A 24,396-nucleotide genomic window follows, 5' to 3' on the forward strand; every position below is an offset into this window, starting at 1 on the left:
GCCCGCGCAAGCGAAGCGCCGCCGGGCGTGGTGGCAACTGACTATAACACTTCCGGATAACGCCCTGTTTTCCTGAAACTGTTATACAAAAATTCCCCTTTTCTGTCTCTGATACTGATTTTCGCGCTGATTTACCATAACAGTCACACCGATTGACCTTGAGGTTGTGCATGTTTGGTTTAGATGCGTTTGTTCTTGCGAGGATCCAGTTTGCTTTTACTGTCTCCTTCCACATTATTTTCCCGGCGATCACCATTGGCCTCGCCAGCTATCTGGCGGTGCTGGAGGGGCTGTGGCTGAAAAGCAAAAACCCCGTCTGGCGCTCGCTGTACCATTTCTGGTCGAAGATTTTCGCCGTCAACTTTGGCATGGGCGTGGTCTCCGGGCTGGTGATGGCCTACCAGTTTGGCACCAACTGGAGCGGTTTTTCCCAGTTTGCGGGCAGCATTACCGGCCCGCTGCTGACCTACGAAGTGCTCACCGCCTTCTTCCTCGAAGCGGGTTTCCTGGGGGTGATGCTCTTCGGCTGGAACAAAGTCGGGCCGGGGCTGCACTTCTTTGCCACCTGCATGGTGGCGCTGGGCACGATTATCTCCACCTTCTGGATCCTCGCCTCCAACAGCTGGATGCAGACTCCGCAGGGCTATGAGATCGTCAACGGCCAGGTGGTGCCGGTGGACTGGTTGGCGGTGGTGTTTAACCCCTCTTTCCCCTATCGCCTGCTGCATATGTCGATTGCCGCGTTTCTCAGCAGCGCGCTGTTTGTCGCGGCCTCGGCGGCCTGGCATCTGCTGCGCGGGAACAATACCCCCGCCATTCGCCGCATGTTCTCAATGGCGCTCTGGATGACGCTGATCGTCGCCCCCCTACAGGCGCTGGTCGGGGATATGCATGGCCTCAATACCCTGAAGCATCAGCCGGCCAAAATTGCCGCTATTGAGGGTCACTGGGAGAACCCGCCCGGCGAGCCGACGCCGCTGCTGCTGTTTGGCTGGCCGGATATGGAGCAGGAGCGCACCCACTACGGGCTGGAGATCCCGGCGCTCGGCAGCCTGATCCTCACCCACAGCCTGGATAAGCAGGTTCCGGCGTTGAAAGAGTTCCCGAAAGCGGATCGGCCCAACTCAACCATCGTCTTCTGGTCATTCCGCATTATGGTCGGGCTGGGCCTGCTAATGCTGCTCCTGGGCGCGATCGCATTGTGGCTGCGCTACAGGCAGCGGCTCTATTACTCCCGGCCTTTCCTGTGGTTTGCCCTGCTGATGGGACCGTCGGGCTTAATTGCGATTCTCGCCGGGTGGGTGACCACCGAAGTGGGCCGTCAGCCCTGGGTGGTCTACGGACTCCAGCGCACCAGAGATGCCGTATCGGCCCACGGCGATCTGCACATGAGCGTCAGCCTGCTGGCCTTTATCGTGGTCTACACCTCGGTCTTTGGCGTCGGCTACAGCTACATGGTGCGCCTGATTAAAAAAGGGCCGCAGGAAGAAGAGAGCTTCCCAACCGAAAACGATGGCCGCCCGGCGCGCCCGCTCTCGGCTGCGAGCGCTGAATTCACTCACAAGGAGACACCATAATGGGCATCGACCTCTCCCTGATCTGGTTTGTGATTATTGTCTTTGCCACCCTGATGTACATCGTGATGGACGGCTTCGATCTCGGTATCGGTATTCTGTTTCCCGCCATCCAGGACGCGGACGACCGGGACGTGATGGTCAACAGCGTCGCCCCGGTGTGGGACGGGAACGAAACCTGGCTGGTATTAGGCGGAGCCGCGCTGTTTGGCGCCTTTCCGCTGGCTTATGCGGTGATCATCGATGCCCTGACCATTCCGCTCACCTTAATGCTGATCGGGCTTATTTTCCGCGGGGTGGCGTTCGAGTTCCGCTTTAAGGCGACGCCCGCACATCGTCCTTTCTGGGATAAGGCGTTTATTGGCGGTTCACTGCTCGCCACCTTTACCCAGGGGATGGTCGTGGGCGCGGTGATCACCGGCTTTCCGGTCAGCGGCCGCGCTTTTGCCGGGGGGCCGTTCGACTGGTTTACCCCGTTCAGCCTCTTTTGCGGCCTGGGGCTGGTAGTGGCCTACGCCCTGCTGGGCGCCACCTGGCTGGTGATGAAAAGTGAAAACCCGCTTCAGGGCCGGATGCGTCAGGTTTCGAAGCGCCTGCTACTGGCGCTGCTGGTCATCATTGCGGCGATCAGCCTCTGGACACCACTGGCGCACCCGGCCATTGCCGATCGCTGGTTTAGCCTGCCGAACCTGTTCTTCCTGCTGCCGGTTCCGCTGCTGGTGGCGCTGCTGGGCCTGTGGCAGTGGCGCTGCCTGGATAACCCACATAGCCACCATCTGCCATTCGTGCTGACTCTCGGGTTAATCTTTCTCGGCTTTAGCGGACTTGGGATCAGCATCTGGCCGCATATCATTCCGCCCTCTGTCACCCTCTGGCAGGCCGCTGCGCCTGCCCAGAGCCAGGGCTTTATGCTGGTGGGGGCGTTGTTTATTATCCCGATCATCCTTGTCTACACTTTCTGGAGTTACTACGTATTTCGCGGAAAAGTCCAGCCTGGGGAGGGCTATCATTGATGAATCAACCTGTCTGGAAACGTCTGATGTGGATGGTGATTATCTGGGGCGGCAGCGTGCTGGCGCTGGCGCTGGTGGGGTTTTTCTTCCGTGTGCTGATGACGGCGGCGGGGTTTAAGTCACACTAGCCAACTTAAAGCGATAATTTGGCCGCTACATAACACTCAATTTACAGCGGCTCCCTGGTCCGGCTGAAAATCGCCGAAGCGTTGACCGCAGGCCGGGGCGAGGCGCATGGATGCGCCGAGAGGGGGCGACCTACAGGGATGTAGGATCGCCCCCGACCCGATAGCCGGAGGGAATAAGCTGAGGGCACCGCGAAGCGGCGATTTTCTTGCCGGGAGCCGGGATTGTTAAGGGGGCGGCGATAGCCCCCTTAACACGTTCACGGGTGACGTGGTTTGCAGAGAAGCAAGGAACGCAAGGTGAACGGAACTCCCTCAACCGCCGCATATCCCACCTTCCCCATCCCTACAAATCCCAACAAATCCTTTCCCGCCTTTAAAAACCCGAATAATAACCTCACGAAACTATCGGCATCATACTGCGTAAACGTAATCAACCGGTGGCAAGATGTTTAAAAAAACGTTATCAACAATAATGCTCACCTGCGCCCTTTTCTCCGGCCAACTGATGGCCAGCCATAAAGGACATGAATTTTTTTGGGTGAAGAACGTCGAGCAGCAGCTGCGCCACGAGGCGGATAGCGATGAGTTACGGGTGGTGGCAGAAGAGTCGGCAGACGGCTTGCGCGAACATCACCACTGGCAGAAGTCGCGCAAACCGGATACACATTTTCGTTAATTACGCGCCTTTACGCTTCGGCAGCGTTTTGAGCAGATCGTCAGGGCTGACGGAAGCCACCACGCTGCCCGGCTGAGGCATTTTAAGGATGTGATTTTTCATCTTGCCGATGACGTGCATCTCGCATGGACGGCAGTCAAATTTCAGGGTTAACACCTCATCACCATTCACCAGCTGCATCGGCGTCGCCTTCCAGCTCTTGATATTGCCTTTGGCCTGTTTTGGGCAGAGGTTAAAGGCGAAGCGCAGGCAGTGCTTGGTGATCATCACCGGTACGTCGCCCTTCTCTTTGTGGGCTTCATACGCAGCATCAATGAGTTCCACGCCATAGCGCTGATAGAATGCCCGCGCCTTGTGGTTGTAGACGTTCGCCAGGAATGAGAGATGCGTTTCCGGGTAGACCGGCGGCGGTACAGAGACCGCTTTGCGGCTGCCACGCGGGTAGTTGGCCAGGCGCGCGGCGTCCAGCATCTCGGCCGTTTCACGACGGAACTGGTTCAACAGGCTATTCGGCACAAAGAGCGCGCCAGGCAGGTTGACCTGAATATCCCGGGCGTAATAGATAGTCTGACCCAGCTTAGCGACGCCATCCTTCAGGTTGTTCAGCGCTTTTTCGGCGTTGTTCGCCACCTCAAACTGTCCGTCCAGGGTATGGGTGACGCTGGTACCGTCTTCGCTGGTCATGGTCAGGATCAGCTGCTCTTCCCAGCCGCCCAGCTCGATGTCCACCGCAACGCGGCGCTCGCTGGAGGTTTTCAGCAGCGCCTGCTGCCAGTTATGGTCCAGGTTACGGTTCAGAGGGGTATGCGGCCGCACTTTATGCAGATCGGCAGGCATTTCGTTTGGCCAGACGCGGTAGCGATTTTCACCGGTTTTCTCCACCGTGTTGGCGCGAAAACCGACCACTTCACGTTTGATCATCACGTTCAGGCCATCGCCATTCGCCAGCGGTTCGGTCACTTCCACATCCAGATGCTCTTTGGAGACTTTAAGCACTTCACCCACCGGCAGGCCGATAAACTTCGGCGAGTCGAACGCGCCGATATCTCCTTTGCGCGCATTCACAAAGTAGTCGGTACTGCCGCGATGGAAGGTCTTGTCGGTAGAGGGAATAAAGAAGTGCTCGGTACGTCCGGCGGAGCTGCGGGCCAGATCGCCGCGATGTTCAATAATGGCATCGAGCATCTGGCGGTAATGGGCGGTGATGTTCTTCACATAGCTCATGTCCTTGTAACGCCCTTCAATCTTGAAGGAGCGCACGCCCGCGTCGATCAGCGCGCCCAGGTTAGCGGTCTGGTCGTTGTCTTTCATCGACAGAAGGTGTTTTTCAAAAGCCACCACCCGGCCCTGATCGTCTTTCAGGGTATAGGGGAGACGACAAGCCTGGGAGCAGTCGCCGCGGTTGGCGCTGCGCCCGGTCTGGGCGTGGGAGATGTTGCACTGCCCGGAGTAAGCCACGCACAGCGCGCCGTGGATAAAGAACTCGATGGTGGCGTCGGTCGCCTGGTGGATATCGCGGATCTGGTTGAGGTTGAGTTCACGGGCCAGCACGATCTGGGTGAAACCGGCATCCGAGAGGAACTTCGCTTTTTCCACGGTGCGGATATCGCACTGGGTACTGGCGTGCAGCTCAATCGGCGGGATATCCATCTCAAGGACACCCATATCCTGGACAATCAGCGCATCGACGCCGGTCTGATACAGGTCGGTAATCAGACGCTGCGCCGGTTCCAGTTCATCATCATGAAGAATGGTGTTCAGGGTCACGAACACTTTCGCCCCAAAACGGTGGGCGAACGGCACCAGATCGGCGATATCGCGCAGGCTGTTGCTGGCATTATGGCGGGCGCCAAAACCAGGGCCGCCGATATAGACCGCATCGGCACCATGAAGGATCGCTTCAAGGGCAATGGCGGCGTCACGAGCCGGGCTTAAAAGTTCAAGATGATGGGATGGCAGGCGCATACTTCGTCGTTATCCGTTATGGTCAAAATGGCGGCTATTGTAGTCAGAAGTATGGGCCAGTGAAACAGTTTTGCGTGTCTTTATCGGGGATAATGGATGAGTGAGTGAAAGTGCACCGTCTGGCCGCTGCTGTTGCGGTAGGCGTGCGGTTTATCTCCGGCAAAACGCAGGCCGGTATCAGGTAAAAGCGTCTGCCAGACGCCGTCGATCTGCATCTCCAGCTCACCGCTTATTACTACCACATGCTCAATTACCCCGGCCTCGTGCGGGGTGGATTCACTGAGGGCGCCCGGCGCGAGGGTAATCGAGAAATGATCGTATTTCAGCGCCTCATCCCAGGGAAAGAGCGGTTTCACCACCATCGCCTGCTGCTGGGGATCGAATACCGGCGGGTTTTCCGCTTCGGGGGTGATAAAGGTGGAGAACGGCACGTTGAGTCCGGTAGCGATTTTCCACAGCGTCGAGACCGTCGGGCTGGATTCGTTCCGCTCGACCTGGCCGAGCATTGCTTTTGACACCCCGGTCTCTTCAGCCAGCTTCGACAGGCTCCAGCCGCGCGCCTGGCGCAGCGTTTTCAGCGTAATTGCAAGATGTTGCGTAATGTCCATAGCCCCTCCTCTTGCCGCGAGTGTACCACTTGTATGCTATAACGCACAGTGCTACATTCACGGCTGTTATAACGCACAACGGAGTTCTCATGCGCGCATCCTCGCTCACCTTTCCCACCCTCTTATCCGGTTTCGTTGCCGTACTGGTGGGCTACGCCAGCTCTGCCGCTATTATCTGGCAAGCTGCGGCAGCGGCAGGCGCAACGGCCCCGCAGATTGCAGGCTGGATGACCGCCCTGGGTCTGGGGATGGGGATCAGCACGCTGGGGCTGTCGTGGTGGTATAAAGCTCCTGTGCTCACCGCCTGGTCGACACCGGGTGCCGCCCTGCTGGCGACCAGCCTGCAAGGAGTCACGCTTTCAGAAACCATCGGCATCTTTATTTTTGCCAATGCCCTGATCGTTATCTGTGGCGTCAGCGGCCTGTTTGCCCGACTGATGAAGATCATCCCCCATTCACTGGCGGCGGCGATGCTTGCCGGGGTGCTGCTGCGCTTCGGGTTACAGGCCTTCAGCAATCTGGAGGGGCATCTGCTGTTATGTGGCAGTATGCTGCTGGCCTGGCTGCTGACCAAAGCCTTTGCCCCACGCTATGCCATCGTCGCCACCCTGCTGGTGGGTGGATTAGTCGCGGCGCTGAAAGGTGACGTTGTCACGGACAGACTCACTTTCGCGCTGGTGATGCCGCAATTTATCGCCCCCACCTTCAATCTCACCACGCTTATCAGCATCGGCCTGCCCTTCTTTTTAGTCACCATGGCGTCACAGAATGCGCCGGGGTTCGCCACGATGAAAGCCTCTGGCTATCCGGTGGCCGTCTCGCCGCTCATCATTGTCACCGGCGGGCTGGCGCTGCTGCTGTCGCCGTTTGGCGTCTACTCCATTTGCATTGCGGCGATCACCGCCGCCATCTGTCAGAGCCCGGATGCGCACCCGGATGCCGGTAAACGCTGGCTGGCTGCGGCTGCGGCGGGAGTCTTTTACCTGCTGGCCGGCATTTTTGGCGGCTCAATTAGCGGACTGATGGCGGCTCTGCCGCTAAGCTGGATCCAGACGCTGGCAGGTCTGGCGCTGCTGGGCACCATCAGCGGCAGTCTGCATCAGGCGCTGCATAATGAGGCCGAGCGCGATGCCGCCATCGTGACCTTTCTGCTGACCGCCAGCGGCGCAACCCTTGCGGGGATAGGCTCGGCGTTCTGGGGGCTGGTGGCGGGCGGCGTCTGCTACGCCCTGCTGCTACGTACTCGCCGCTCGTAGCTGGGACGGCGTAAGCCCGGTGGCGGCGCGAAAGCGGTTGCTGAAATGGCTGGCGGAGCTGAATCCGCAGGCCAGGGCAATGTCGGTGAGCGGCTGGCGGGTGGTCCGCACCAGGGTTTTGGCCTTCTCCATCCGCCGCTGCATCACATACTGGTGCGGCGCCATCTGCATCGACTGACGGAACATGCGGGCAAAATGAAACTCGCTTAAGCTTGCCTGGGCGGCCAGTTCCGCCAGGGTCAGCGGCTGGGCCAGATTCTCTTCGATAAAGGCCAGCACATTACGCAGGACGAACGGCGACAGGCCGCCCGTGACCGTTGGCAACGCCCACTGCACGTTACTGTAATGCTGCACCAGATGGGTCAGGAGCAGCGTGGAGGCGGTACTCAGCGTGAGCTGGTTAGCAGACTGCTGCCAGTCGCAGCCAAGGATAAAATGGCGATACAGGGCGGTGATGCTGGCATCGTCACCAAACAGATTTTCGTCAAGGGTAAAGCTGTAGGGGCTTTTGTCCCACACCTGCTCCCCGACGCTACGCAGGTGGTCATCGGTACAGTAGAGATGCACAAACGACAGATCGTCGCGAATATCCCAGGTAGACTCGCTCTCTTTGGGCATCAGGCAGAAACGGTCCGGACCGCCGCCATTTTTCCAGCCGGCGGTGGTTTTGTGATAGCTCTCGTAGCCGTCGGCGATATAGAGACTGAGCGTATGGTGATCGCAATACTGGGTGATGGTGTCGCGCTTATTCGACCAGGCCGCCAGCTGGATCCCTGAATTCAGCGCCACGGCATTGTGCAATACCGCTTTATGTTTGCGCAGATTTTCAAAGGCACCGTAGGTCTCAGCCATAACCACTCACCCGGTTGTTAATAAGAGTTAACAAGTCTAAAAAGTTCTTCGCCTCAGTGCCAGTCCTCTTCCGCGCAGGTCAGGAAAAAAGCGCAAGATTATGCAAGTCCACCGCAAGTCTGTGAAAGAAGACCCGTTTCCCTGCCGCCATACTGACCCCCAGACTTTGCTGAAAAGAGAAATAGGATGAACGCATTTTTGTACGCTCTGGTCGTCATTATCTGGGGAACCACCTGGATTGCCATCTATCTACAACAAGGGCCGGTCCCCGCGCCGGTCTCTATTTTCTGGCGCTTTGCCGTCGCCACCGCCACCATCATGGCGGTGCTGCTGATTCTGCGCCGCCTCCGTCCGCTGGCCTTGCGCGACCATCTGTTTTGCGGCCTGCAAGGATGCTGCGTCTTTTGCTTTAATTTCTGGTGTTTTTACACCGCGGCGGCGTATATCAATACCGGGCTGGAGTCGGTGATTTTCTCCATGGCGGTGCTCTATAACGCCCTGAACAGCTTTCTCTTTTTTGGTCAGCGTCCGCCCGCGCGTTTTTATCTGGCGGCGGCGCTGGGGCTGCTCGGCATCATAACACTCTTCTGGAACGACCTGCTGGCCAGCGGCTGGAGTGCCGGTCTGCTGTTTGGCATTGCCCTCTCGGCGCTGGGCACCTACGGTTTTTCGCTGGGCAATATGATCAGCCTGCGCCACCAGCGCAACGGTCTGGAGACCATGACCACCAACGCCTGGGCGATGCTGTACGGTACGCTGGTGATGGGGGCGATTGCGCTGATCCGCGGGGATGACTTTACGCCGGTCTGGTCGGTAAGCTACATGGGTGCGCTGCTCTATCTGGCGCTCTTTGGCTCGGTGATTGCCTTTGGCGCCTACTTCACGCTGGCAGGAAGAATTGGCGCAGGAAAGGCGGCTTACAGCACCCTGCTGTTTCCGCTGGTGGCGCTCTCATTTTCTACGGTGTATGAAGGCTATGTCTGGCACAGCAACGGGATTGCGGGGCTGCTGCTGATCTTAACGGGGAATCTGGTGATGTTTGCCCGCCCGGAGAGCTGGTTCCGACGGCTACGAACGGCGTAACAAAACCGGCCTGCCCGCGGCAGGCCGGCCTGATATTATTGGGTTTTATGCACATCAAACATGGTGGCATCGGTCGCCATGTCATCCACAACCTGCTTCAGGGTTGCGAAGGTCATAGGCGTACTTTCGTTGCTCAGCTCTTTACCTTCCCCTTTACGCACCACTTTAATCACCGGCTTGTTGGTCTGGGCGTCAATCAGCTCGCCTTCAAAGTAGAGATGGGTATCCATGGTTCGATGGCCGGTTGCCATCTGCGTACCCGCCACGACCAGCGCAACAGGGACCACTTCATAGAACTGCAGACCTTCTTTCTGCGAGCTGACGCCCGTGATGGCACCGCGGAAAATCAGGCTGTGCTTACCAGGCGACGCAACAACAGGTTTGCGCTGGCCGATAGCGGTCTTCATTTTGGTGTTGGTATAAGCTAACAATTCATCCAGAGTGCGCTTACCGATTTGGGTGGTCGGTCTTGGCTCCGGATAGTAGGTAATATTGTTCCAGATAATGCTGTCATATTTCGATTCGTCATAAGACGGATCGACCCAGCGCAGCGTTGGTTTGCCCGATGCGGAAGTCGTTTCTTTAAGCCCTGAGTAGTCTTTTAAAAAACCTGAATATTGATCAGGCTCCGCCACTTTTGACGCACAGCCAGCGAGAAGCAACAGGCCGGAGAGCGCGGCAACTTTAAATAAAGTAGTAGTACGCATAATGGGTGTATCCCTGTGAAGTGCAAATATGCAATTGAAGTTATAGCAAAAGTTGGCCGGAAAAAAAGTGACAAAAAATGAGGAAAACAGCACAAATTGAAAAAAGAGTGCCCGTAACGATAACGGGCAGCATTAAATGATTATTTTATATCCACTTGCCAGAATAAATGTTTACCGAACGGGTCTATTTCATAGCCAGTCACCTCTTTACGGACGGGTTCGAAAATAGTGGAGTGCGCAATCATTACCGCAGGCATTTGATCGTGCATCATTTGTTGCGCCTGTTTATATAACGCCACCCGTTTATCGTGATCGGTAATAGATTTAGCTTCAGCAATAATTTTATCAAATGGTGGATAGCACCATTTCGCGGAATTAGAACCGCCGTTGGCCGAGGTACAGGTAAAGAGCGGACCAAAGAAGTTATCCGGGTCGCCCGTGGCCGTGGTCCAGCCCATCAGGGCCGCCTGATGCTCGCCCCCCTTCACCCGCTTAAGGTATTCCCCCCACTCGTAGGTGACGACTTTGGTCTGCACGCCAACTTTTGCCCAGTCGGCCTGAATCATCTCGGCCATCCGTTTGGCATTGGGGTTGTACGGACGCTGCACCGGCATCGCCCACAGGTCGATGGTCATCCCGTTGGCAAAGCCGGCCTCTTTCAGCAGGGCTTTGGCCTTTTCAGGATCGTAATCGTAGTCCTTCAACTCGCTGTCCGCGCTCCACACGCCCGGCGGCAGCAGATTTTTAGCCGCCGTTCCGGTCCCCTGGAAGACGGCCTCGATAATAGCCGGTTTGTTAATCGCCATCGCCAGCGCCTGGCGCACTTTGACATTATCCAGCGGCGGTTTCTGGGTGTTAAACGACAGGAAGCCGGTATTCAGCCCGGCCTTACTCATCAGGTTAAGATCTTTGTTGGCCTTCATCCGCGGCAAGTCGGCGGGGTTCGGGAACGGCATCACCTGACATTCGTTTTTCTCCAGCTTGGCGAAGCGCACCGAAGCGTCCGGGACGATAGTGAACACCAGACGATCCAGTTTTGCTTTACCCTGCCAGTACTCCGGGAAGGCGGTGAACAGAATGCGCGAGTCTTTCTGGTATTTCGCCAGCTTAAACGGCCCGGTGCCAATCGGCTCCATATCCACCTTCTCTGGCGTGCCGGCTTTCATCATCGCATCCGCATACTCAGCGGAGAGGATCGAGGCGAAGTACCACGCTAAGTCCGCGACAAACGGCGCTTCCGGATGCGCCAGGGTAAAGCGCACCGTGTGATCATCCACTTTATCAATGGCGGTAATCAGCTTGCCAAACTCCAGGCTTTCGAAATTCGAATAGTTACCGTTAGAGACGTTGTGATAAGGATGCTTCGGATCTTTCTGTCGCATAAACGAGAAGATCACATCATCGGCGTTAAAGTCTCGCGTTGGGGTGAACAGCTTGTTGCTCTGGAACTTCACCCCCTTGCGCAGATGGAAGGTGTAGACCTTGCCGTCTTCGCTCACTTCCCAACTTTCGGCCAGGCTTGGCACCAGATCGGTAGTGCCCGGCGTAAAATCCACCAGCCGGTTATAGACCGGCACCGCGCTGGCATCCACGCTGGTGCCGGAGGTATAGAGTTGCGGGTTAAAGTTCTCAGGCGATCCTTCGGAACAATAGACCAGCGTTTTAGCGGCAACGGTGGAACTGACCGTCAGCGCGGCGACGGTTAGCGCCAGTTTTGTGAGGTTGCTTTTCATCGCGTTTTCCTGTCTTTTAATTTGACGGCTAATGAATTTTTTGTCGTGCCAAACCATAAATATCATTAAAGTGATTTCGCAAACACCTGATAACTCAAATAAAGAAGGATCCACCATGGCTTCTGCGCTCGCCAGACAATTAACCCAACGCTTCTTTCGCTACCTGGCTGTCACCAGCCAGAGCGACCCAAAGGTGAAAACCCTGCCCTCCACACCCGGCCAGCATGAGATGGCACGGATGCTGGCCGCAGAGCTGCAAACGCTGGGTTTGTCGGAGATCGTGATCGACGAATTTGCCACCGTCACCGCGGTAAAAAAGGGCAATGTTCCCGGCGCGCCGCGAATCGGTTTTATCACCCATATCGATACCGTTGACGTCGGTTTGTCACCGGATATTCATCCACAGATCCTCACCTTTACCGGAGATGATCTCTGCCTGAATGCGGAAAAAGATATCTGGCTGCGGGTCAGCGAACACCCGGAAATCCTCGCTTACCCCAATGAAGAGATCATTTTCAGCGACGGCACCAGCGTACTGGGCGCCGACAACAAATCGGCGGTGACGGTGGTGATGACGCTGCTAGAGAACCTTACCGCTGAGCATAAGCATGGCGATATCGTGGTGGCCTTTGTGCCGGACGAAGAGATTGGCCTGTGCGGGGCGAAAGCGCTGGATCTGGCCCGTTTTGATGTCGATTTCGCCTGGACCATCGACTGCTGCGAGCTGGGGGAGATTGTTTACGAGAACTTCAACGCGGCGGCAGCGGAGATTCGCTTTACCGGCGTGACGGCGCACCCCATGTCGGCGAAGGGCGTGCTGGTGAACCCGCTGCTGATGGCAACCGACTACATCAACCATTTCGATCGTCTGCAAACCCCGGAGCATACCGAGGGCCGGGAAGGTTATATCTGGTTTAACGGCATTCAGGCCGGGCAAAACGAGGCGTTGCTGAAGGCGAGCATTCGTGATTTCGACCGTGAGAGTTTTGCCGCCCGTAAGGCGCAAATTGGCGAAGTGGCGGAGAAGATTGCCGCTCAACACCCTACCGCGCAGGTAAGCTGGCATATCGAAGATACCTACAGCAACATCAGCAATGCGGTAGGTGACGATCGCCGGGCAATCGACCTGATGTTCGAGGCGATGGAAAGTTTAGGCATCACGCCAAAACCGACCCCAATGCGCGGCGGCACCGACGGTGCAGCGCTCTCGGCGAAGGGGCTGTTAACCCCGAACTTCTTCACCGGCGCCCATAACTTCCACTCAAAATTTGAGTTTTTACCGTTGAAATCGTTCGAGGCGTCGTACAACACGGCGCTGCAGCTCTGTCTGCTGGCGGCGCGTTAAGCGGGTTGGCAAGCACGGATACGCCGGGTGGCGGCTACGCCTTACCCGGCCTACGGTCTTGTAGGCCCGTGCAAGCGCAGCGCCGCCGGGCAAGAACGAATACTCCGGGTGGCGGCTGCGCCTTACCCGGCCTACGGTATTACAGGCCCGTGCAAGCCCTGCGCCGCCGGGCAAGAACGGTTACGTCGGCTTACGCGCCAGCATCGTGGCAAAACGCAGCTTAATGCGGTTCCCCTGGGCGTCGGTGCGGTGCAGCTCGCCCACCTCCTCTTTATATTTCAGCAGTTCCCAGCCCGCATAGTAGTCGCTTAACTCGCCGGTTTTAAACGCGAACGGGAAGCCGACGTTGCACGGATAATCGTCGGTATCCATTGCGGCCACAATCAGGTTATAGCCGCCGGGTTTCGTGCAGCGCTGCATGTTGTCGATAAGATTGGGGATGGTTTCCGCCTGCAGGAACATCATCACCACGGTAGAGAGAATAAAATCGTATTCGCCGTCAAAGCGCAGGGTGTTGAGATCCTGGACCGCCGTCTGCAGGTTAGTGATCCCCTCTTTCGCCTTGATGCTCTCGATATTCTCGATGCCCATCGGACTTTTATCCCACGCGGTGACGTCAAAGCCGTTCGCCGCAAGGTAGAGGCTGTTTCGCCCGTTGCCGCAGCCGAGATCCAGCGTCTTGCCCGGCTTAACAATCCCGGCGCTGTAGAGCACTTCGGAGTGGGTACGGGTCAGGCCATATTTTTCGGTAAAGTAGTTCTCATCAAACACAGTCATTCTTTTTCCTCAGCTTGCATAAGCGTTGCTTTGTCTGCACGAACCAACAGTTTCCCCTGCATCAACAGGATAAACGTACGCACCAGTAATAGCGCAATGATGGCATTGGTAAAAATAAAGAGCGGAATGGCGATGGCGTGAAAGAAACCGGACGGGCTACTCTGCCCCAGATGCAAGCCGGTGGTGGCCAGCGCCGAGATGCCGAACGAAAAGCTCCAGAATGAAGCATTAAAGGGCTGCGACAGATACCAGGGCATCAGCCGCAGGGTAAAGAGTAATTGCAACAGGCCATAGCCGAACAGCATTTTGGCAAAGGTATCCGCCTCGCCGCCGTTGACGCTGAGCCACGCGCTACAGGCCACCAGCGCAGGGGCCAGCTGAATACCGAGAGATGAGCGCATTGGCGCAGGCAGTTCACCCGCGCTGCGCAGCCGTTGCAGTATCACTGGTTCCAGGCTCAGCCAGGAGAAGACCCCCGCGCCGAGAAACACCAGCCCGGCATCGTGAAACCCGAGTGCGCCGCAGGCCATCGCGCTGATAAAGTTGTTAGCCACCGTCGGCAGGTAGAGCCCCGGGGTGGTCGCCTCCTCCGGATGTTTGCCGCGCCACAGCCCGGCGGACTGCCACGCCGCATAGCTCAACTGCACCACCACGCCCACGCTGAACAAGGCCAGCGCCAGCGGGCGATACCAGGGCACAAAGCCAATCGCCACCAGCATGGTGGTGGCCGGGAACAGACTCACAAAGCTGCTCATTACCGGATGACGCATCTCCGCCAGGACGCTGCCGGGAAACCGCACCGCGCGGGTGATAAACGCCACGGTTAACAGCAGCCAGATCGTCATCGCCAGCAACACCAGCATCTCCCCCGGCCAGTGCGGCACCGGCCAGATGGTGCTGGCATAGCGCCAGGCGAAGCCCATACCAATCGTACCCAGCACCATACCGTAGTAGCCAGCGGGCAAATTAAGAACGCGTTCAGCGGGTTGAGTCTTGTACATTTTTTTTAAGCTATAAATTATATTTGAAATGCTAGTTTAAGGAGTTTCATTTGCCGATGCCACTCTTTCGATCAAGCCAAAGTTTGCTACGGTTAGTAAAGAGGATAACTGCGGACACAGTGATGAATAAATATCAACTCAGCGAAGAGAGCCGTCTGCACCACTGGCAGGATGGCGAGACCAAAACAGCGGTAAAAGTACGCCAGATTATCGCCGCGCGTGATTTCAGCGATGTGAAAAGCGGCACCCGGGGGGGCTGGATCGATGACCAATCGGCGCTCTCGCAGGAGGATGACTGCTGGATCTACGACGAGAACAGCGTGGTCTTTGCCGGGGCACAGGTGAGCGGTAACGCGCGCCTTACCCGGCCATGCGTAATTAGTCATCAGGCGTCTGTCGGCGATAACGCATGGGTTGACGGAGCCGAGATCGGCCACGGCGCGCGCTTAAGTGACAACGTCACCGTTCAGTCTTCGGTGGTGCGTGGTGAATGCCATCTGTTTGGTAATGCCCGCATCCTGCACAACAGCATGGTGATTGCCGCTAAAGGGTTAACCCCGGACAATGAGAAGATCCTGCGTATTTTTGGCGAGGCCACGGTCAGCCAGTCGCGGGTGGTACATCAGGCGCAGATCTACGGCAACGCCATTGTCAGCTACGCCTTTGTTGAGCATCGCGCTGAAATTTTTGACAACGCGCTGATCGAAGGCAACGAAGTGAACAACGTCTGGGTATGCGACTGCGCCAAAGTGTACGGCAACGCGCGCCTGCTCGCGGGGCTGGAGGAGGATGCCATCCCTACCCTGCGCTACAGCTCCCAGGTGGCGGAAAATGCCCTGGTTGAGGGCAACTGCGTGATTAAACACCATGTGCTGATTGGCGGCGAAGCCTGGCTACGCGGCGGACCGATTTTAATAGATGACAAAGTGGTGATTCAGGGTCGGGCACGCATTCGCGGGGAAGTGCTGATCGAGCATCATATTGAGATTACCGATGACGCGGTGATTGAGGCGGCGGAAGGCGAGATGATCCACCTGCGCGGTGAGAAGGTGATTAACGGCGCGCAGCATATCACCCGCACGCCGCTGATTGGTGCATTATGAGGTGCAGATCCGGGCATAGATGTTCTGGTCGTCATAGCCTCCGTTGAGGAATTCCACCTCTTTCAGACACCCTTCCAGCACAAAGCCGTTGCGCAGCGCCACCTGATTGCTGGCGGCGTTGTCAACGCGGCACTTGATGACGAAACGGCGGATCTCTCCGCGTCCGGCGTAGTGGCGGATAAAGGCCTCCAGCGCCCGGGACAAAATACCCTGCCCCTGATGCGCTTCATCCAGCCAGTAGCCGATATAGCCGGTTTTATTCAGCGGCTCGATGGCGTTAAACGACAGCACCCCCACCAGCGCATTATCGTGAAAAATCAGGAACATCTTGGCGTAACCCCGTTGATGCAGCATCTGGTTGCTCTGAATGTTCTGGCGGGTGTCCTCTTCGGTGCCGACATATTGCGGCCAGTTAAGGTAGTCCTGTAACCACGCCCGGTTTTTGATCACCAGATTATGCAGCTCGGAGGTGTAACGCTCGTCGGCGGCACGCAGTTCGATATGCGCATTGACGGGAATGATCTCTTCAGTTGGTGTGGTCATCGTGCTTCCTCTGCAACGCCGGGCGGCGCATGCGCTTGCCCGGCCTACGGTTTGGTGCAGTTCATAGGCCGGGTAAGGCGCAGCCGCCACCCGGCAAAGGCTTAACGCATTACGCGGTCGTCTACATACTGACGTTTATCCGGCGCGGGCGGGAAATAGTGATACAGCCAGGTTTCGCTGATCGCTTCGCCCTGACAGCGCAGGAACATCCGTATATCCACCGTATCGGTCGAATCGCTGGTCGGATACCAGTCGAACAGGATGCGATAGCCATCGAACGGCTCCACATAGAGGATCTCAATCTGCTTCGCTTCGCCACTGGAGAGGGTGATTACCGGCTCGATCCCTTTTGGCGCGGCCGCTTTCAGATCGCCGCCGACAAAATCGACCGCAAAACGGCGCGCCCACACCTTCGGATAGTGCTCGCCAGGGGCCCAGCCTTCCGGGAAGCCGCCCATGCCGGTACGGGTGGCCAGCACGTTTGCCAGCGGGGAACGGACCGGCGGCCTGGCGCTCCAGTAGAGACGGTACTGGAAGTTCAGTTTATCCCCCGCCTTCACCGGTTTTTCCGGCTGCCAGAAGCAGACCACGTTATCCAGGGTTTCGCCGGTGGTCGGGATCTCCATCAGCCCGACGGTGCCTTTGCCCCACTGGTTACGCGGCTCAACCCACAGGCTTGGGCGCTTGTTGTACCAGCCCATGATGTCCTGATAGTGGGAGAAGTCGCGGTCAAGCTGGAGCAGACCAAAACCTTTCGGGTTTTTGTCGGTATAGGCGTTGTATTGCAGCTTTTGCGGGTTATTCAGCGGGCGGCAAACCCATTCGCCGTTGCCGCGCCACATCGCCAGACGATCGGAGTCGTGGATCTGCGGATGAATGGTGTCGCAGACGCGGCGCTCGTTGTTGCCGCAGGCGAACATGCTGGTCATCGGGGCAATACCCAACTGCTGTATCTCTTTACGGGCGTAGAGATGGTTTTCGACATCCATGATCACCTGGGTCTTCTCGCAGTGGATCACAAACTTATAGGCCCCGGTGATGCTCGGGCTGTCGAGCAGGGTGTAGACCGTGAAGGTGGTCGCCCCGGGTTTAACGGTTTCAAACCAGAAGGCGGTGAAGTCCGGGAACTCCTCGGTGCTGTCGGCGTAGGTGTTCAGCGCCAGGCCGCGGGCGGAGAGCCCATACTGATAGGTGTCGTCAACCGCGCGGAAGTAGCTCGCGCCGAGGAAAGAGACGATATCGCGGCGCGCCAGCTCCGGCGATTTAAAGGCGCGGAAACCGGCGAAGCCTAAGTCGCTCTGCCCTTCCAGCTGCTTAGTATCGACCCCCGCGTCGTGGTAGTTGAAGAGTTCCGGGCGGAAGTGGATCTCACGCGCCTGGGCGGTCTGGTTATCCAGGGAGAACATGCGCACCCGACGGCGGAAGCCCATCCCGACGTGGAAGAACTGCACATCAAGCTGGCGGTTTTCGATGTTGTTCCACAGCGACTGCTTTGGATCGTACTGGATGCTGTTATAAGCCTGCGGTGTCAGTGTTGCCAGCGTATCCGGCAGCGGACGCGGCGCACCACCCCACGGTGTTTGCGCCAGGTCGTGAGCCATGGATTGCAGCACAGAAAAGTCGAAACGGCGGCTGGTGCCGTCCGCAATATCCGATTCAGCTGCACTGGCCGCCTGGGAAAAGAGTGCGGCGAAACCGGAAGTTCCGCTTACTGCGGCGACGGCCAGAGATCCTTTTAAAAAACGTCTGCGATTCATGCCTGGAAAAACGTCCTTATGGTCGTGGGGTGGTGGGTTTCGCTTAAGGCGAAACAACGGCAAGAAAGAACATCATTAAAAGGGCACAGCCTAAACAAAAACGGTTAAGAATCCAATTGTTGGCAGGCGAGAATATGAACAAAGCGCGAAAGAATTTTCTGTCGAGGGGAATTGCCTGAAACGGAGGTAAAGTTATGTTTAAAAAAGCCCCCGACGGACATCATCGTCGGAGGCTTAGCGTAAGATGATTATTTCACGCTGACATCGATGCCCGGGAAGTACTTCTGCGCAAGCTTGTCGATAGTGCCGTCAGCACGGACTTTATCAATGGCGGCATCAAGCTGCTTTTTGGTGGCCTCATCGCCTTTACGCAGGCCATAGCCGATCCCGCTGCCCAGGATGGTGTCATCGGCGACCGGCTTACCGATAAAGCCAAAGCCTTTCCCCTGTGGCTTGCTCAGGAAGCCCGCCTGTCCGGCGGCAGACATCACCAGCGAGGCGTCAATACGGCCATTCAGCAGATCGCCCCAGGCCATGTTCTGATCTTTATACGACACCACGGTGACACCCTGTTTTTCCCAGTGCTCCTTGGCGTAGGTTTCCTGAATGGAGCCCTGCAACACGCCCACGGTCTTGCCCTTCAGCCCTTCCGGGGTGGCGTCCACCGCGCTACCGGTCTTGCCCACCAGCTGAGATGGAATACGGTAGATCGGCTGGGTGAAGTCGATGCTCTGGCGACGCTGGTCGGTGATGTTCATCGCCGAGTTGATGGCGTCAAATTTCTTCGCCACCAGCCCCGGGATCAGCGCGTCAAACGAGGTTTCAACCCAGCTGCACTTCAGGGCCGCCGCCGCGCAAATTGCGTTCCCCAGCTCAATATCAAACCCTTCCAGTTCACCCGAGGCGTTACGGCTCTCAAAAGGCGGATACTCAGCTTCTACGCCGTAACGTAATTCGGTTGCGGCAAGTGAGGAAAACGAACACAGCAACCCCAGGCCGACAACGAAGGCTTTTACTTTCATGACTGAACTCCTTAGCGTGGTTTTACCCGACACAGGGCCTGCGCACCTGCCCGTAATGTCGCCTCATCTTTGGCAAAAGAGAGACGGATTAATTTGTTATCTGTCCCGTCGGTATAGAACGCCGAGAGCGGGATCGTGGCAACACCGTAATCAACAATCAGCCGTTTCACCATCTCGCTGTCGCGTTCATCGCTGAAGTGGCGGTAATCCGCCAGCAGGAAGAAGGAGCCTGCGCTCGGCAGCAGGCGGAACGGTGAGTCGGCCAGCAGGTTGACCAGCAGATCGCGTTTGCGCTGGTAGAACGCAGCCAGCGACAGCCAGGTTTGCGGATCGGCCATATGTTCAGCAAACGCATACTGCATAGGGGTATCGGCAGAGAACATCAAAAACTGATGGATTTTGCAGATCTCATCCATCAACGGCGCCGGGGCGACACAGTAGCCGACGCGCCAGCCGGTGACGTGGTAGGTTTTGCCAAACGACGAGACGATCACGCTGCGCTCCGCCAGCCCCGGATGGGTAGCCATGCCGTGATGCGGCACGTCGTCAAACACCACGTGCTCGTACACTTCGTCAGAGAGAATAATGATATCGGTGTTGCGGGTGATCGCCGCAAGCTGCGCCAGATCCTCCGCCGAGAAGACCTGCCCGCTCGGGTTATGCGGCGTGTTGACAATAATCATCCGGGTGCGCGAGGTAATAGCGGCGCGCACTTCATCCCAGTTAACGGCAAAATCCGGCACCGTCAGCTTGATGGCTACCGGCGTGGCGCCCTGCAGACGGACAATCGGCGCGTAGCTGTCGAACGACGGCTCAAAGTAGATCACCTCATCACCAGCATGCACCAGCCCGCTGATGGCCGAATAGAGCCCTTCGCTGGCGCTGGCGGTAACTAACACTTCGCTGGCAGGATCGTACTGCGTACCGTAGAGGGAGGCGATCTTATCGGCGATGCGTTCCTTCAGCGACGCCAGCCCGGTCATGGACGCGTACTGGTTGTGGCCCGCCTGCATGGCGCGGTGGACACCTGCCACCAGCGCGGGATCGCAGTCGAAATTCGGCGCCCCCTGAGAAAGGTTGATGGCATTGTGTTCAGCGGAGAGCTGACCGATAACGGTAAAAATCGTGGTGCCAACGTCCGGCAGTTTGGATCGGGGTTGTATCGGAGTACGCAGCGTCATCGGAATTTCCTCTGGTAGATAGTGCATAACTATTCAACCTGAACGCTATTGTGGCGACAATCGAATTGTTGTCATAATAGCCATGATAAAAAATCATACCTGGAGGTTCTGTGTCGCATCGCGCATTCCCGCTCACTGCCGTTGAGGCGTTTATTGTTACCGCCCGACATCTGAATCTGACCCATGCGGCAAAAGAGCTCTGCCTGACCCAGGGGGCGGTGAGCCGTAAGATCGCCGCGCTGGAAAGCTGGTTTGGTTTTCCGCTGTTTGAGCGCCACGCCCGCGGGCTGCGTCTCTCCTCTCAGGGCAGCGCCCTGCTGCCGGATTTGCGCGCGTCGTATGAACACTTTCTCACGGTGGCGGACCAGGCCCGGGCGCAACAAACCGTGGTGCGCCTGAAGGTGCCCACCTGCGCCATGCGCTGGCTGGTACCGCGGCTGTTGCAGGTGGAGCGCGAGCAGCCTGAATTGCAGATTGCCCTGACCACCACCAATGAACACAGCGTCAATTTCAAAACCGAATCCTATGATGCCGCCATTGTCTTTGGCACCCATCTGAGCGCGGGCGATCTGCTGTTTGAAGAGGCATTAACACCGGTATTAAGTCCCCTGCGCCAGGGCACAGCGGTGGAGTCGCTTACCTACCTGCACCCGACGCGGGATAAAACCGACTGGTCGCTGTGGCTGGAGAAACAGGCCGTACAGCCGCCTGCCATGCACAAAAATCAACACTTCGACACCATGGATCTGGCGATCACTGCCGCTATTCAGGGGCTGGGCGTCGCCATTGCCGACGAGACGCTGGTGGCGGAGGATATCCGCGCCGGGCGGCTGGTGCGGCCCTATGCCAGCAGCGTAAGAACCGGCGCCAGCTACCGGCTGGTGCTGCGGGAGTCGCGCGGCAAAGCAGCGGGGCTGGCCGCCTTTCGCGCGTGTCTGCTTAATCCAGGCTGACGTGGTGCTTCATCACCCGTTTAAACAGCACCATGCGGGCGCGCATAAATCGGTTTTCAAGCTTAAATCCCGCATGTTTATTCACTCCGATACGTAGCAAAACGTCCCGCCTGCGGTGACAGGCAGGCCAGCGCGTCGGGCCATTCAGCGTGTCGCACTCCCGGCTGGCATGGCGGGCAAAGTTGACCCAGTAGTCGGCAACCTGGGCGGCAAAGGCCAGGTCGTTGGCATTAACATACTGTCGGGCAGGCTCGGCGAGGGTAAGCGTATCAAACACATACGGCACCTCGTTGCCATGCCAGGCCCCGTTGATGTAAGTGGCATGTTCGGCTTCGGCTACATAATCGAACCAGTAGCGCCAGCACGGCTCCCCTACCCGCTGCTGGGCCTGCATCACGACAAACCCCAGGGTGGTGAAGGCCATATCGCGGCATACCTGACGCCCCAGTTCGGTATCGTCTTTGACGCCGGGATAGAGCAGCTTGATCAGCCCCAGTCCCAGCCGCCGCTCCCGGCGCAGCTTCTGGATCTGTCCGGCGAGATCGATGCCAAACACCGCCATCACGCTCGCTTCATCGCTGTTGGAACCGACCATGATCGGCACCGGATGGTGGCGGGCGGCAAAAAAGACCTCCAGCATCGGCTCCGGCAACACACAATCCCCATGGATCGGCGCGGGGGCTATGTTGTGCGGTGCCGTCAGCGGCCAGAAAGCCTCAGGTGGGATCGCCCGCAACTGCTCTGCGGTGGCGTTTTCCAGCCCAAAATGGGCCGCCAACGCCTCGCCTTTTTTAAGCGCCTGCTCCCGGGGCGTGTCCGGCAGGGTGTAGCCGCTCTGGATTATCGCCTTATGAAACAGCCCCTTTGCCAGCGGCGAGGCGAGCAATGACAGCACGCTCCGCGCCCCGGCAGATTCACCAAACAGGGTGATGTTCGCCGGATCACCGCCAAAGGCAGCAATGTTGTCGCGCACCCACTCCAGGGCCGCTATCTGATCGAGCAGGGCAAAATTGTGTACCACCCGCTCCTCTTCTCCCGCCAGCGCCGGATGGGCAAAAAAGCCCAGGTGGCCGAGCCGGTAGTTGAGCGTCACCACCACGACCCCGCGCTGGGCCAGCGCTTTACCATCGTAGGGTGGCAGCCCGCCTGCGCCAATGGTAAAGCCGCCGCCGTGCAGCCAGACCATTACCGGCAGCGGCGCGGCACGTTCCATCGGCGACCAGACGTTCAGATAGAGGCAATCCTCCGAGAAACGGCCCGGATCGCCCCCACCCAACTGCTGGCAGTACTCGCTGCTTTGCCAGCTTGAGGGCGAAAAGGTGGTGGCCTGGCGCACGCCCTGCCAGCTTGCCACCGGCTGCGGCGAACGCCAGCGTAATGTGCCCACCGGCGGCGCGGCATAGGGAATGGCGCGCCAGACCTGTACATCGCCATCGGTTATGCCGCAGATATCGCCCTGGCACGTGGTCACTATCGGGGAAGAGACGTTTTCCATATCGACCTTCAGTTGCTATCACATCCCCGCAGAGTACCGTTTTTAAAGCAAACCGCAACGTCGCTTGCTGCGCTCTTCCGCCTCCTGATAGAGGGTGAACTCGTCCAGCACCGGGCAGCCCAGCGCCTCTTCAAAGGCATCACGGCTGGCATTGCCGCGGGTGCGGGCCTGGGTTTCGTTACCAAGGTTGGACTGGAAGATCCCGGCGGCACTCACCGGCAGGAAATCTTCATAGGTGATGGGCTGGGCGACCACCCAGCCGCGCTCGATGAGCGGCTGCGGATCGTCACCGGGTCCAAAGGCGTGGCGGTGCGCCTCTCCTGCCGGGGTCAGGCGGTAGCGGAACCACGCCAGTCCCTGGCGACGCAGGAAGATATCGCTGTCGGGAAAGGCCTGGAAAACCTCCTGCAGATGCAGCTGGTGGGTCAGATTATCCTTGCCGGTCCCGGCCTCCGCCAGCAGACGATCGTAGAGCTCGCGCCCTTTCGGGGTTAACGCCACGCCGCGCTGTTCAATTTCGCCAAAACGCGCGGTATGGGTTCCGCGCGCTTCTCCGGCAAACAGTACCGGCTCCTCCAGCGCCTTAAAGCTGGTCTGACGCAGCAGAAGCGGCGTCTCCCTGCGCGGCGGCCCCTCGATGAGCATCTTCGGCTCGATGCCATATTCCGGCATTAACGCCTGCACCCGGTCGATATCCAGCGTGCGCGGCGTCAGGTGGTTGATATGGCAGCCCGGGAAGCAGACCACGTCGGCAATCAGCCGGTGTTCGTTGTGTAGCGCCAGGTATGTCTCATGATCGACCGTGGCGTGACGATGCCAGCGGAAGGTTTCCAGCGCCTCCTGAACAAACTCGTCGGCCTGCGCCGGGGTGAACGCTCCTTCCGCCTCGTGCAGGTCAATCAGCGCCAGGCAGCGGGGAGTAAAGATGTTACGCCGGGCGAGGATCTCTGCCGCTTTTTCGCGCAGGGCCACGTTGTCGATCAGCTCCAGGCGCAGCAGCGAAGTAAAAATACGAAACGGGTTACGGCACAGCGCGGCATCGTCTACCGGGCGAAAGGCGGTCGAGTGGACCGGCACCCCGGCCTGGGAGAGATCGTAATAGCTGACCGGGAACATCCCCATAATGGCGAACATACGTCGCAGGGTCGCCAGCTCCAGGGCCGTACCAACACGGATCGCCCCGTGGCGTTCGAGGTTGAGACGGGCGAGTTCATCCGCGTTGGCCAGTTGTTCGTGCAGCTTCGGGTTATTTTCCAGTACCGCCAGATTCACATCCGCTACCAGCTCCAGCAAAGTGCCGTACTGCGGAACTTCCTGCTGGTACATCGCCGACATAGCCTGCGAAAAGTTTTCCCGAATATCATCAGCCGTGATGGTGTTCGCCATGATGTCATGCCTCCAGTGAATATTACCTGGAGTGTAGAGAAGGCCGTTGCTGCTGTTTGGAAGAATTTACGAATTGTGATCTGAGTGGTTGGCTGCCTGTTTTTCATGCTTCGCTGTTAAAGAAGCGATAACCCCCCCGATCTGAAGTGAAACGAAAATATCCGCTAACAAACATTTATATCCTGCATTATTAATAGTGGCAGCACTGTACATATTTTAACTTTTATTATTCTGATTA

22 protein-coding genes are annotated in these 24,396 nt (G+C 57.8%); 9 read left to right on the forward strand and 13 right to left on the reverse strand.

Annotated elements, in window-relative coordinates; genetic code table 11:
* Nucleotides 1-170: 170 nt before the first annotated feature.
* The 4 genes from GNG29_RS11545 (at nucleotide 171) to GNG29_RS11560 (ending at nucleotide 3,391) form a co-directional block, all read left to right on the forward strand.
* Entirely contained in the window at nucleotides 171-1,577 is a 1,407-nt protein-coding gene (locus GNG29_RS11545) for a cytochrome ubiquinol oxidase subunit I (protein WP_156654562.1), read from the forward strand.
* Nucleotides 1,577-2,587 carry a cytochrome d ubiquinol oxidase subunit II gene (gene cydB / locus GNG29_RS11550; RefSeq protein WP_156654563.1) on the forward strand — a complete coding sequence of 337 codons (1,011 nt, stop codon included), beginning with the start codon at nucleotides 1,577-1,579 and terminating at the stop codon, nucleotides 2,585-2,587. Before GNG29_RS11545 ends, cydB begins: the two co-directional genes overlap by 1 nt.
* Nucleotides 2,587-2,715, forward strand: coding sequence for a DUF2474 domain-containing protein (locus GNG29_RS11555; protein ID WP_103822063.1), 129 nt, complete (start codon nucleotides 2,587-2,589; stop codon nucleotides 2,713-2,715). Before cydB ends, GNG29_RS11555 begins: the two co-directional genes overlap by 1 nt.
* Nucleotides 2,716-3,160: 445 nt before the next feature.
* The gene (locus tag GNG29_RS11560) at nucleotides 3,161-3,391 is read left to right on the forward strand and encodes a DUF2554 family protein (RefSeq protein ID WP_156654564.1); all 231 of its coding nucleotides are present in this window, start codon (nucleotides 3,161-3,163) and stop codon (nucleotides 3,389-3,391) included.
* On the opposite strand, the gene GNG29_RS11565 is transcribed toward GNG29_RS11560, so the two are convergent.
* Together GNG29_RS11565 and GNG29_RS11570 are read right to left on the reverse strand one after the other, a co-directional pair.
* Complete coding sequence (locus GNG29_RS11565; RefSeq protein ID WP_156654565.1) at nucleotides 3,392-5,356, reverse strand: U32 family peptidase; 1,965 nt, start codon at nucleotides 5,354-5,356, stop codon at nucleotides 3,392-3,394.
* 80 nt (nucleotides 5,357-5,436) lie between these two features.
* Nucleotides 5,437-5,964 carry a helix-turn-helix domain-containing protein gene (locus tag GNG29_RS11570; protein WP_103179718.1) on the reverse strand — a complete coding sequence of 176 codons (528 nt, stop codon included), beginning with the start codon at nucleotides 5,962-5,964 and terminating at the stop codon, nucleotides 5,437-5,439.
* 68 nt (nucleotides 5,965-6,032) lie between these two features.
* Between GNG29_RS11570 and GNG29_RS11575 the strand changes: the two genes are divergently transcribed.
* The gene (locus GNG29_RS11575) at nucleotides 6,033-7,220 is read left to right on the forward strand and encodes a benzoate/H(+) symporter BenE family transporter (protein WP_255410822.1); all 1,188 of its coding nucleotides are present in this window, start codon (nucleotides 6,033-6,035) and stop codon (nucleotides 7,218-7,220) included.
* Here GNG29_RS11575 and GNG29_RS11580 read toward each other — a convergent pair.
* Nucleotides 7,200-8,072 (reverse strand): AraC family transcriptional regulator, encoded by an 873-nt coding sequence (locus GNG29_RS11580; protein ID WP_156654566.1) that lies wholly within the window; start codon nucleotides 8,070-8,072, stop codon nucleotides 7,200-7,202. The two genes, GNG29_RS11575 and GNG29_RS11580, sit on opposite strands and share 21 nt — an antisense overlap.
* 186 nt (nucleotides 8,073-8,258) lie before the next feature.
* Here GNG29_RS11580 and GNG29_RS11585 point away from each other — a divergent pair, with 186 nt between their 5' ends.
* Entirely contained in the window at nucleotides 8,259-9,155 is an 897-nt protein-coding gene (locus tag GNG29_RS11585; protein ID WP_156654567.1) for a DMT family transporter, read from the forward strand.
* A 35-nt stretch (nucleotides 9,156-9,190) separates the two neighbouring features.
* On the opposite strand, the gene GNG29_RS11590 is transcribed toward GNG29_RS11585, so the two are convergent.
* Both GNG29_RS11590 and GNG29_RS11595 read right to left on the reverse strand, forming a co-directional pair.
* A complete protein-coding gene (locus tag GNG29_RS11590) occupies nucleotides 9,191-9,862 on the reverse strand; it encodes a DUF3313 domain-containing protein (protein WP_103179722.1) in 672 nt (223 codons plus the stop codon).
* 140 nt (nucleotides 9,863-10,002) lie between these two features.
* Nucleotides 10,003-11,595, reverse strand: coding sequence for an ABC transporter substrate-binding protein (locus GNG29_RS11595; protein ID WP_156654568.1), 1,593 nt, complete (start codon nucleotides 11,593-11,595; stop codon nucleotides 10,003-10,005).
* A gap of 115 nt (nucleotides 11,596-11,710) precedes the next feature.
* On the opposite strand from GNG29_RS11595, the gene pepT reads away from it, so the two are divergent.
* Nucleotides 11,711-12,940, forward strand: coding sequence for a peptidase T (gene pepT / locus GNG29_RS11600; protein WP_103179724.1), 1,230 nt, complete (start codon nucleotides 11,711-11,713; stop codon nucleotides 12,938-12,940).
* Between the two features lie 180 nt (nucleotides 12,941-13,120).
* Here the strand turns inward: pepT and tehB are convergent, their stop codons facing one another.
* Both tehB and tehA read right to left on the reverse strand, forming a co-directional pair.
* Nucleotides 13,121-13,717 (reverse strand): tellurite resistance methyltransferase TehB, encoded by a 597-nt coding sequence (tehB, locus tag GNG29_RS11605; RefSeq protein ID WP_156654569.1) that lies wholly within the window; start codon nucleotides 13,715-13,717, stop codon nucleotides 13,121-13,123.
* Nucleotides 13,714-14,718, reverse strand: a complete 1,005-nt coding sequence (tehA, locus tag GNG29_RS11610) for a dicarboxylate transporter/tellurite-resistance protein TehA (RefSeq protein ID WP_156654570.1) — start codon at nucleotides 14,716-14,718, stop codon at nucleotides 13,714-13,716. Before tehA ends, tehB begins: the two co-directional genes overlap by 4 nt.
* Before the next feature lie 122 nt (nucleotides 14,719-14,840).
* On the opposite strand from tehA, the gene ydcK reads away from it, so the two are divergent.
* Complete coding sequence (gene ydcK / locus GNG29_RS11615; protein WP_156654571.1) at nucleotides 14,841-15,821, forward strand: YdcK family protein; 981 nt, start codon at nucleotides 14,841-14,843, stop codon at nucleotides 15,819-15,821.
* Here ydcK and rimL read toward each other — a convergent pair.
* The 4 genes from rimL to GNG29_RS11635 all read right to left on the reverse strand — a co-directional run bounded on the left by rimL (nucleotide 15,816) and on the right by GNG29_RS11635 (nucleotide 20,324).
* Nucleotides 15,816-16,364: a 50S ribosomal protein L7/L12-serine acetyltransferase gene (gene rimL, locus GNG29_RS11620; RefSeq protein ID WP_156654572.1), complete on the reverse strand. Its 549-nt coding sequence runs from the start codon at nucleotides 16,362-16,364 to the stop codon at nucleotides 15,816-15,818. The genes ydcK and rimL overlap by 6 nt on opposite strands.
* A gap of 101 nt (nucleotides 16,365-16,465) precedes the next feature.
* Entirely contained in the window at nucleotides 16,466-18,121 is a 1,656-nt protein-coding gene (locus GNG29_RS11625) for a glucan biosynthesis protein D (protein ID WP_103179732.1), read from the reverse strand.
* Nucleotides 18,122-18,369: 248 nt separating this feature from the next.
* Nucleotides 18,370-19,143, reverse strand: coding sequence for an ABC transporter substrate-binding protein (locus GNG29_RS11630; protein ID WP_103179733.1), 774 nt, complete (start codon nucleotides 19,141-19,143; stop codon nucleotides 18,370-18,372).
* Between the two features lie 11 nt (nucleotides 19,144-19,154).
* The gene (locus GNG29_RS11635) at nucleotides 19,155-20,324 is read right to left on the reverse strand and encodes a pyridoxal phosphate-dependent aminotransferase (RefSeq protein ID WP_156654573.1); all 1,170 of its coding nucleotides are present in this window, start codon (nucleotides 20,322-20,324) and stop codon (nucleotides 19,155-19,157) included.
* 110 nt (nucleotides 20,325-20,434) lie between these two features.
* Between GNG29_RS11635 and GNG29_RS11640 the strand changes: the two genes are divergently transcribed.
* Complete coding sequence (locus GNG29_RS11640) at nucleotides 20,435-21,277, forward strand: LysR family transcriptional regulator (RefSeq protein ID WP_156654574.1); 843 nt, start codon at nucleotides 20,435-20,437, stop codon at nucleotides 21,275-21,277.
* On the opposite strand, the gene GNG29_RS11645 is transcribed toward GNG29_RS11640, so the two are convergent.
* Together GNG29_RS11645 and GNG29_RS11650 are read right to left on the reverse strand one after the other, a co-directional pair.
* On the reverse strand, nucleotides 21,264-22,772 hold the full coding sequence (locus GNG29_RS11645; protein WP_103179736.1) for a carboxylesterase/lipase family protein: 1,509 nt from the start codon (nucleotides 22,770-22,772) through the stop codon (nucleotides 21,264-21,266). The genes GNG29_RS11640 and GNG29_RS11645 overlap by 14 nt on opposite strands.
* Before the next feature lie 42 nt (nucleotides 22,773-22,814).
* Nucleotides 22,815-24,158: a VOC family protein gene (locus GNG29_RS11650; RefSeq protein ID WP_156654575.1), complete on the reverse strand. Its 1,344-nt coding sequence runs from the start codon at nucleotides 24,156-24,158 to the stop codon at nucleotides 22,815-22,817.
* Between the last annotated feature and the right edge of the window lie 238 nt (nucleotides 24,159-24,396).

Source organism: Leclercia sp. Colony189, assembly GCF_009740165.1.
Taxonomy (GTDB): Bacteria; Pseudomonadota; Gammaproteobacteria; order Enterobacterales; family Enterobacteriaceae; genus Enterobacter.

Excerpts from the sequence above, each read along its gene's own strand:
- GNG29_RS11545 (WP_156654562.1), top strand. The coding sequence starts at position 171 with ATGTTTGGTTTAGATGCGTTTGTTCTTGCGAGGATCCAGTTTGCTTTT.
- cydB (WP_156654563.1), top strand. The coding sequence starts at position 1,577 with ATGGGCATCGACCTCTCCCTGATCTGGTTTGTGATTATTGTCTTTGCC.
- GNG29_RS11555 (WP_103822063.1), top strand. The coding sequence starts at position 2,587 with ATGAATCAACCTGTCTGGAAACGTCTGATGTGGATGGTGATTATCTGG.
- GNG29_RS11560 (WP_156654564.1), top strand. The coding sequence starts at position 3,161 with ATGTTTAAAAAAACGTTATCAACAATAATGCTCACCTGCGCCCTTTTC.
- GNG29_RS11565 (WP_156654565.1), bottom strand. The coding sequence starts at position 5,356 with ATGCGCCTGCCATCCCATCATCTTGAACTTTTAAGCCCGGCTCGTGAC.
- GNG29_RS11570 (WP_103179718.1), bottom strand. The coding sequence starts at position 5,964 with ATGGACATTACGCAACATCTTGCAATTACGCTGAAAACGCTGCGCCAG.
- GNG29_RS11580 (WP_156654566.1), bottom strand. The coding sequence starts at position 8,072 with ATGGCTGAGACCTACGGTGCCTTTGAAAATCTGCGCAAACATAAAGCG.
- GNG29_RS11585 (WP_156654567.1), top strand. The coding sequence starts at position 8,259 with ATGAACGCATTTTTGTACGCTCTGGTCGTCATTATCTGGGGAACCACC.
- GNG29_RS11590 (WP_103179722.1), bottom strand. The coding sequence starts at position 9,862 with ATGCGTACTACTACTTTATTTAAAGTTGCCGCGCTCTCCGGCCTGTTG.
- GNG29_RS11595 (WP_156654568.1), bottom strand. The coding sequence starts at position 11,595 with ATGAAAAGCAACCTCACAAAACTGGCGCTAACCGTCGCCGCGCTGACG.
- pepT (WP_103179724.1), top strand. The coding sequence starts at position 11,711 with ATGGCTTCTGCGCTCGCCAGACAATTAACCCAACGCTTCTTTCGCTAC.
- tehB (WP_156654569.1), bottom strand. The coding sequence starts at position 13,717 with ATGACTGTGTTTGATGAGAACTACTTTACCGAAAAATATGGCCTGACC.
- tehA (WP_156654570.1), bottom strand. The coding sequence starts at position 14,718 with ATGTACAAGACTCAACCCGCTGAACGCGTTCTTAATTTGCCCGCTGGC.
- ydcK (WP_156654571.1), top strand. The coding sequence starts at position 14,841 with ATGAATAAATATCAACTCAGCGAAGAGAGCCGTCTGCACCACTGGCAG.
- rimL (WP_156654572.1), bottom strand. The coding sequence starts at position 16,364 with ATGACCACACCAACTGAAGAGATCATTCCCGTCAATGCGCATATCGAA.
- GNG29_RS11625 (WP_103179732.1), bottom strand. The coding sequence starts at position 18,121 with ATGAATCGCAGACGTTTTTTAAAAGGATCTCTGGCCGTCGCCGCAGTA.
- GNG29_RS11630 (WP_103179733.1), bottom strand. The coding sequence starts at position 19,143 with ATGAAAGTAAAAGCCTTCGTTGTCGGCCTGGGGTTGCTGTGTTCGTTT.
- GNG29_RS11635 (WP_156654573.1), bottom strand. The coding sequence starts at position 20,324 with ATGACGCTGCGTACTCCGATACAACCCCGATCCAAACTGCCGGACGTT.
- GNG29_RS11645 (WP_103179736.1), bottom strand. The coding sequence starts at position 22,772 with ATGGAAAACGTCTCTTCCCCGATAGTGACCACGTGCCAGGGCGATATC.
- GNG29_RS11650 (WP_156654575.1), bottom strand. The coding sequence starts at position 24,158 with ATGGCGAACACCATCACGGCTGATGATATTCGGGAAAACTTTTCGCAG.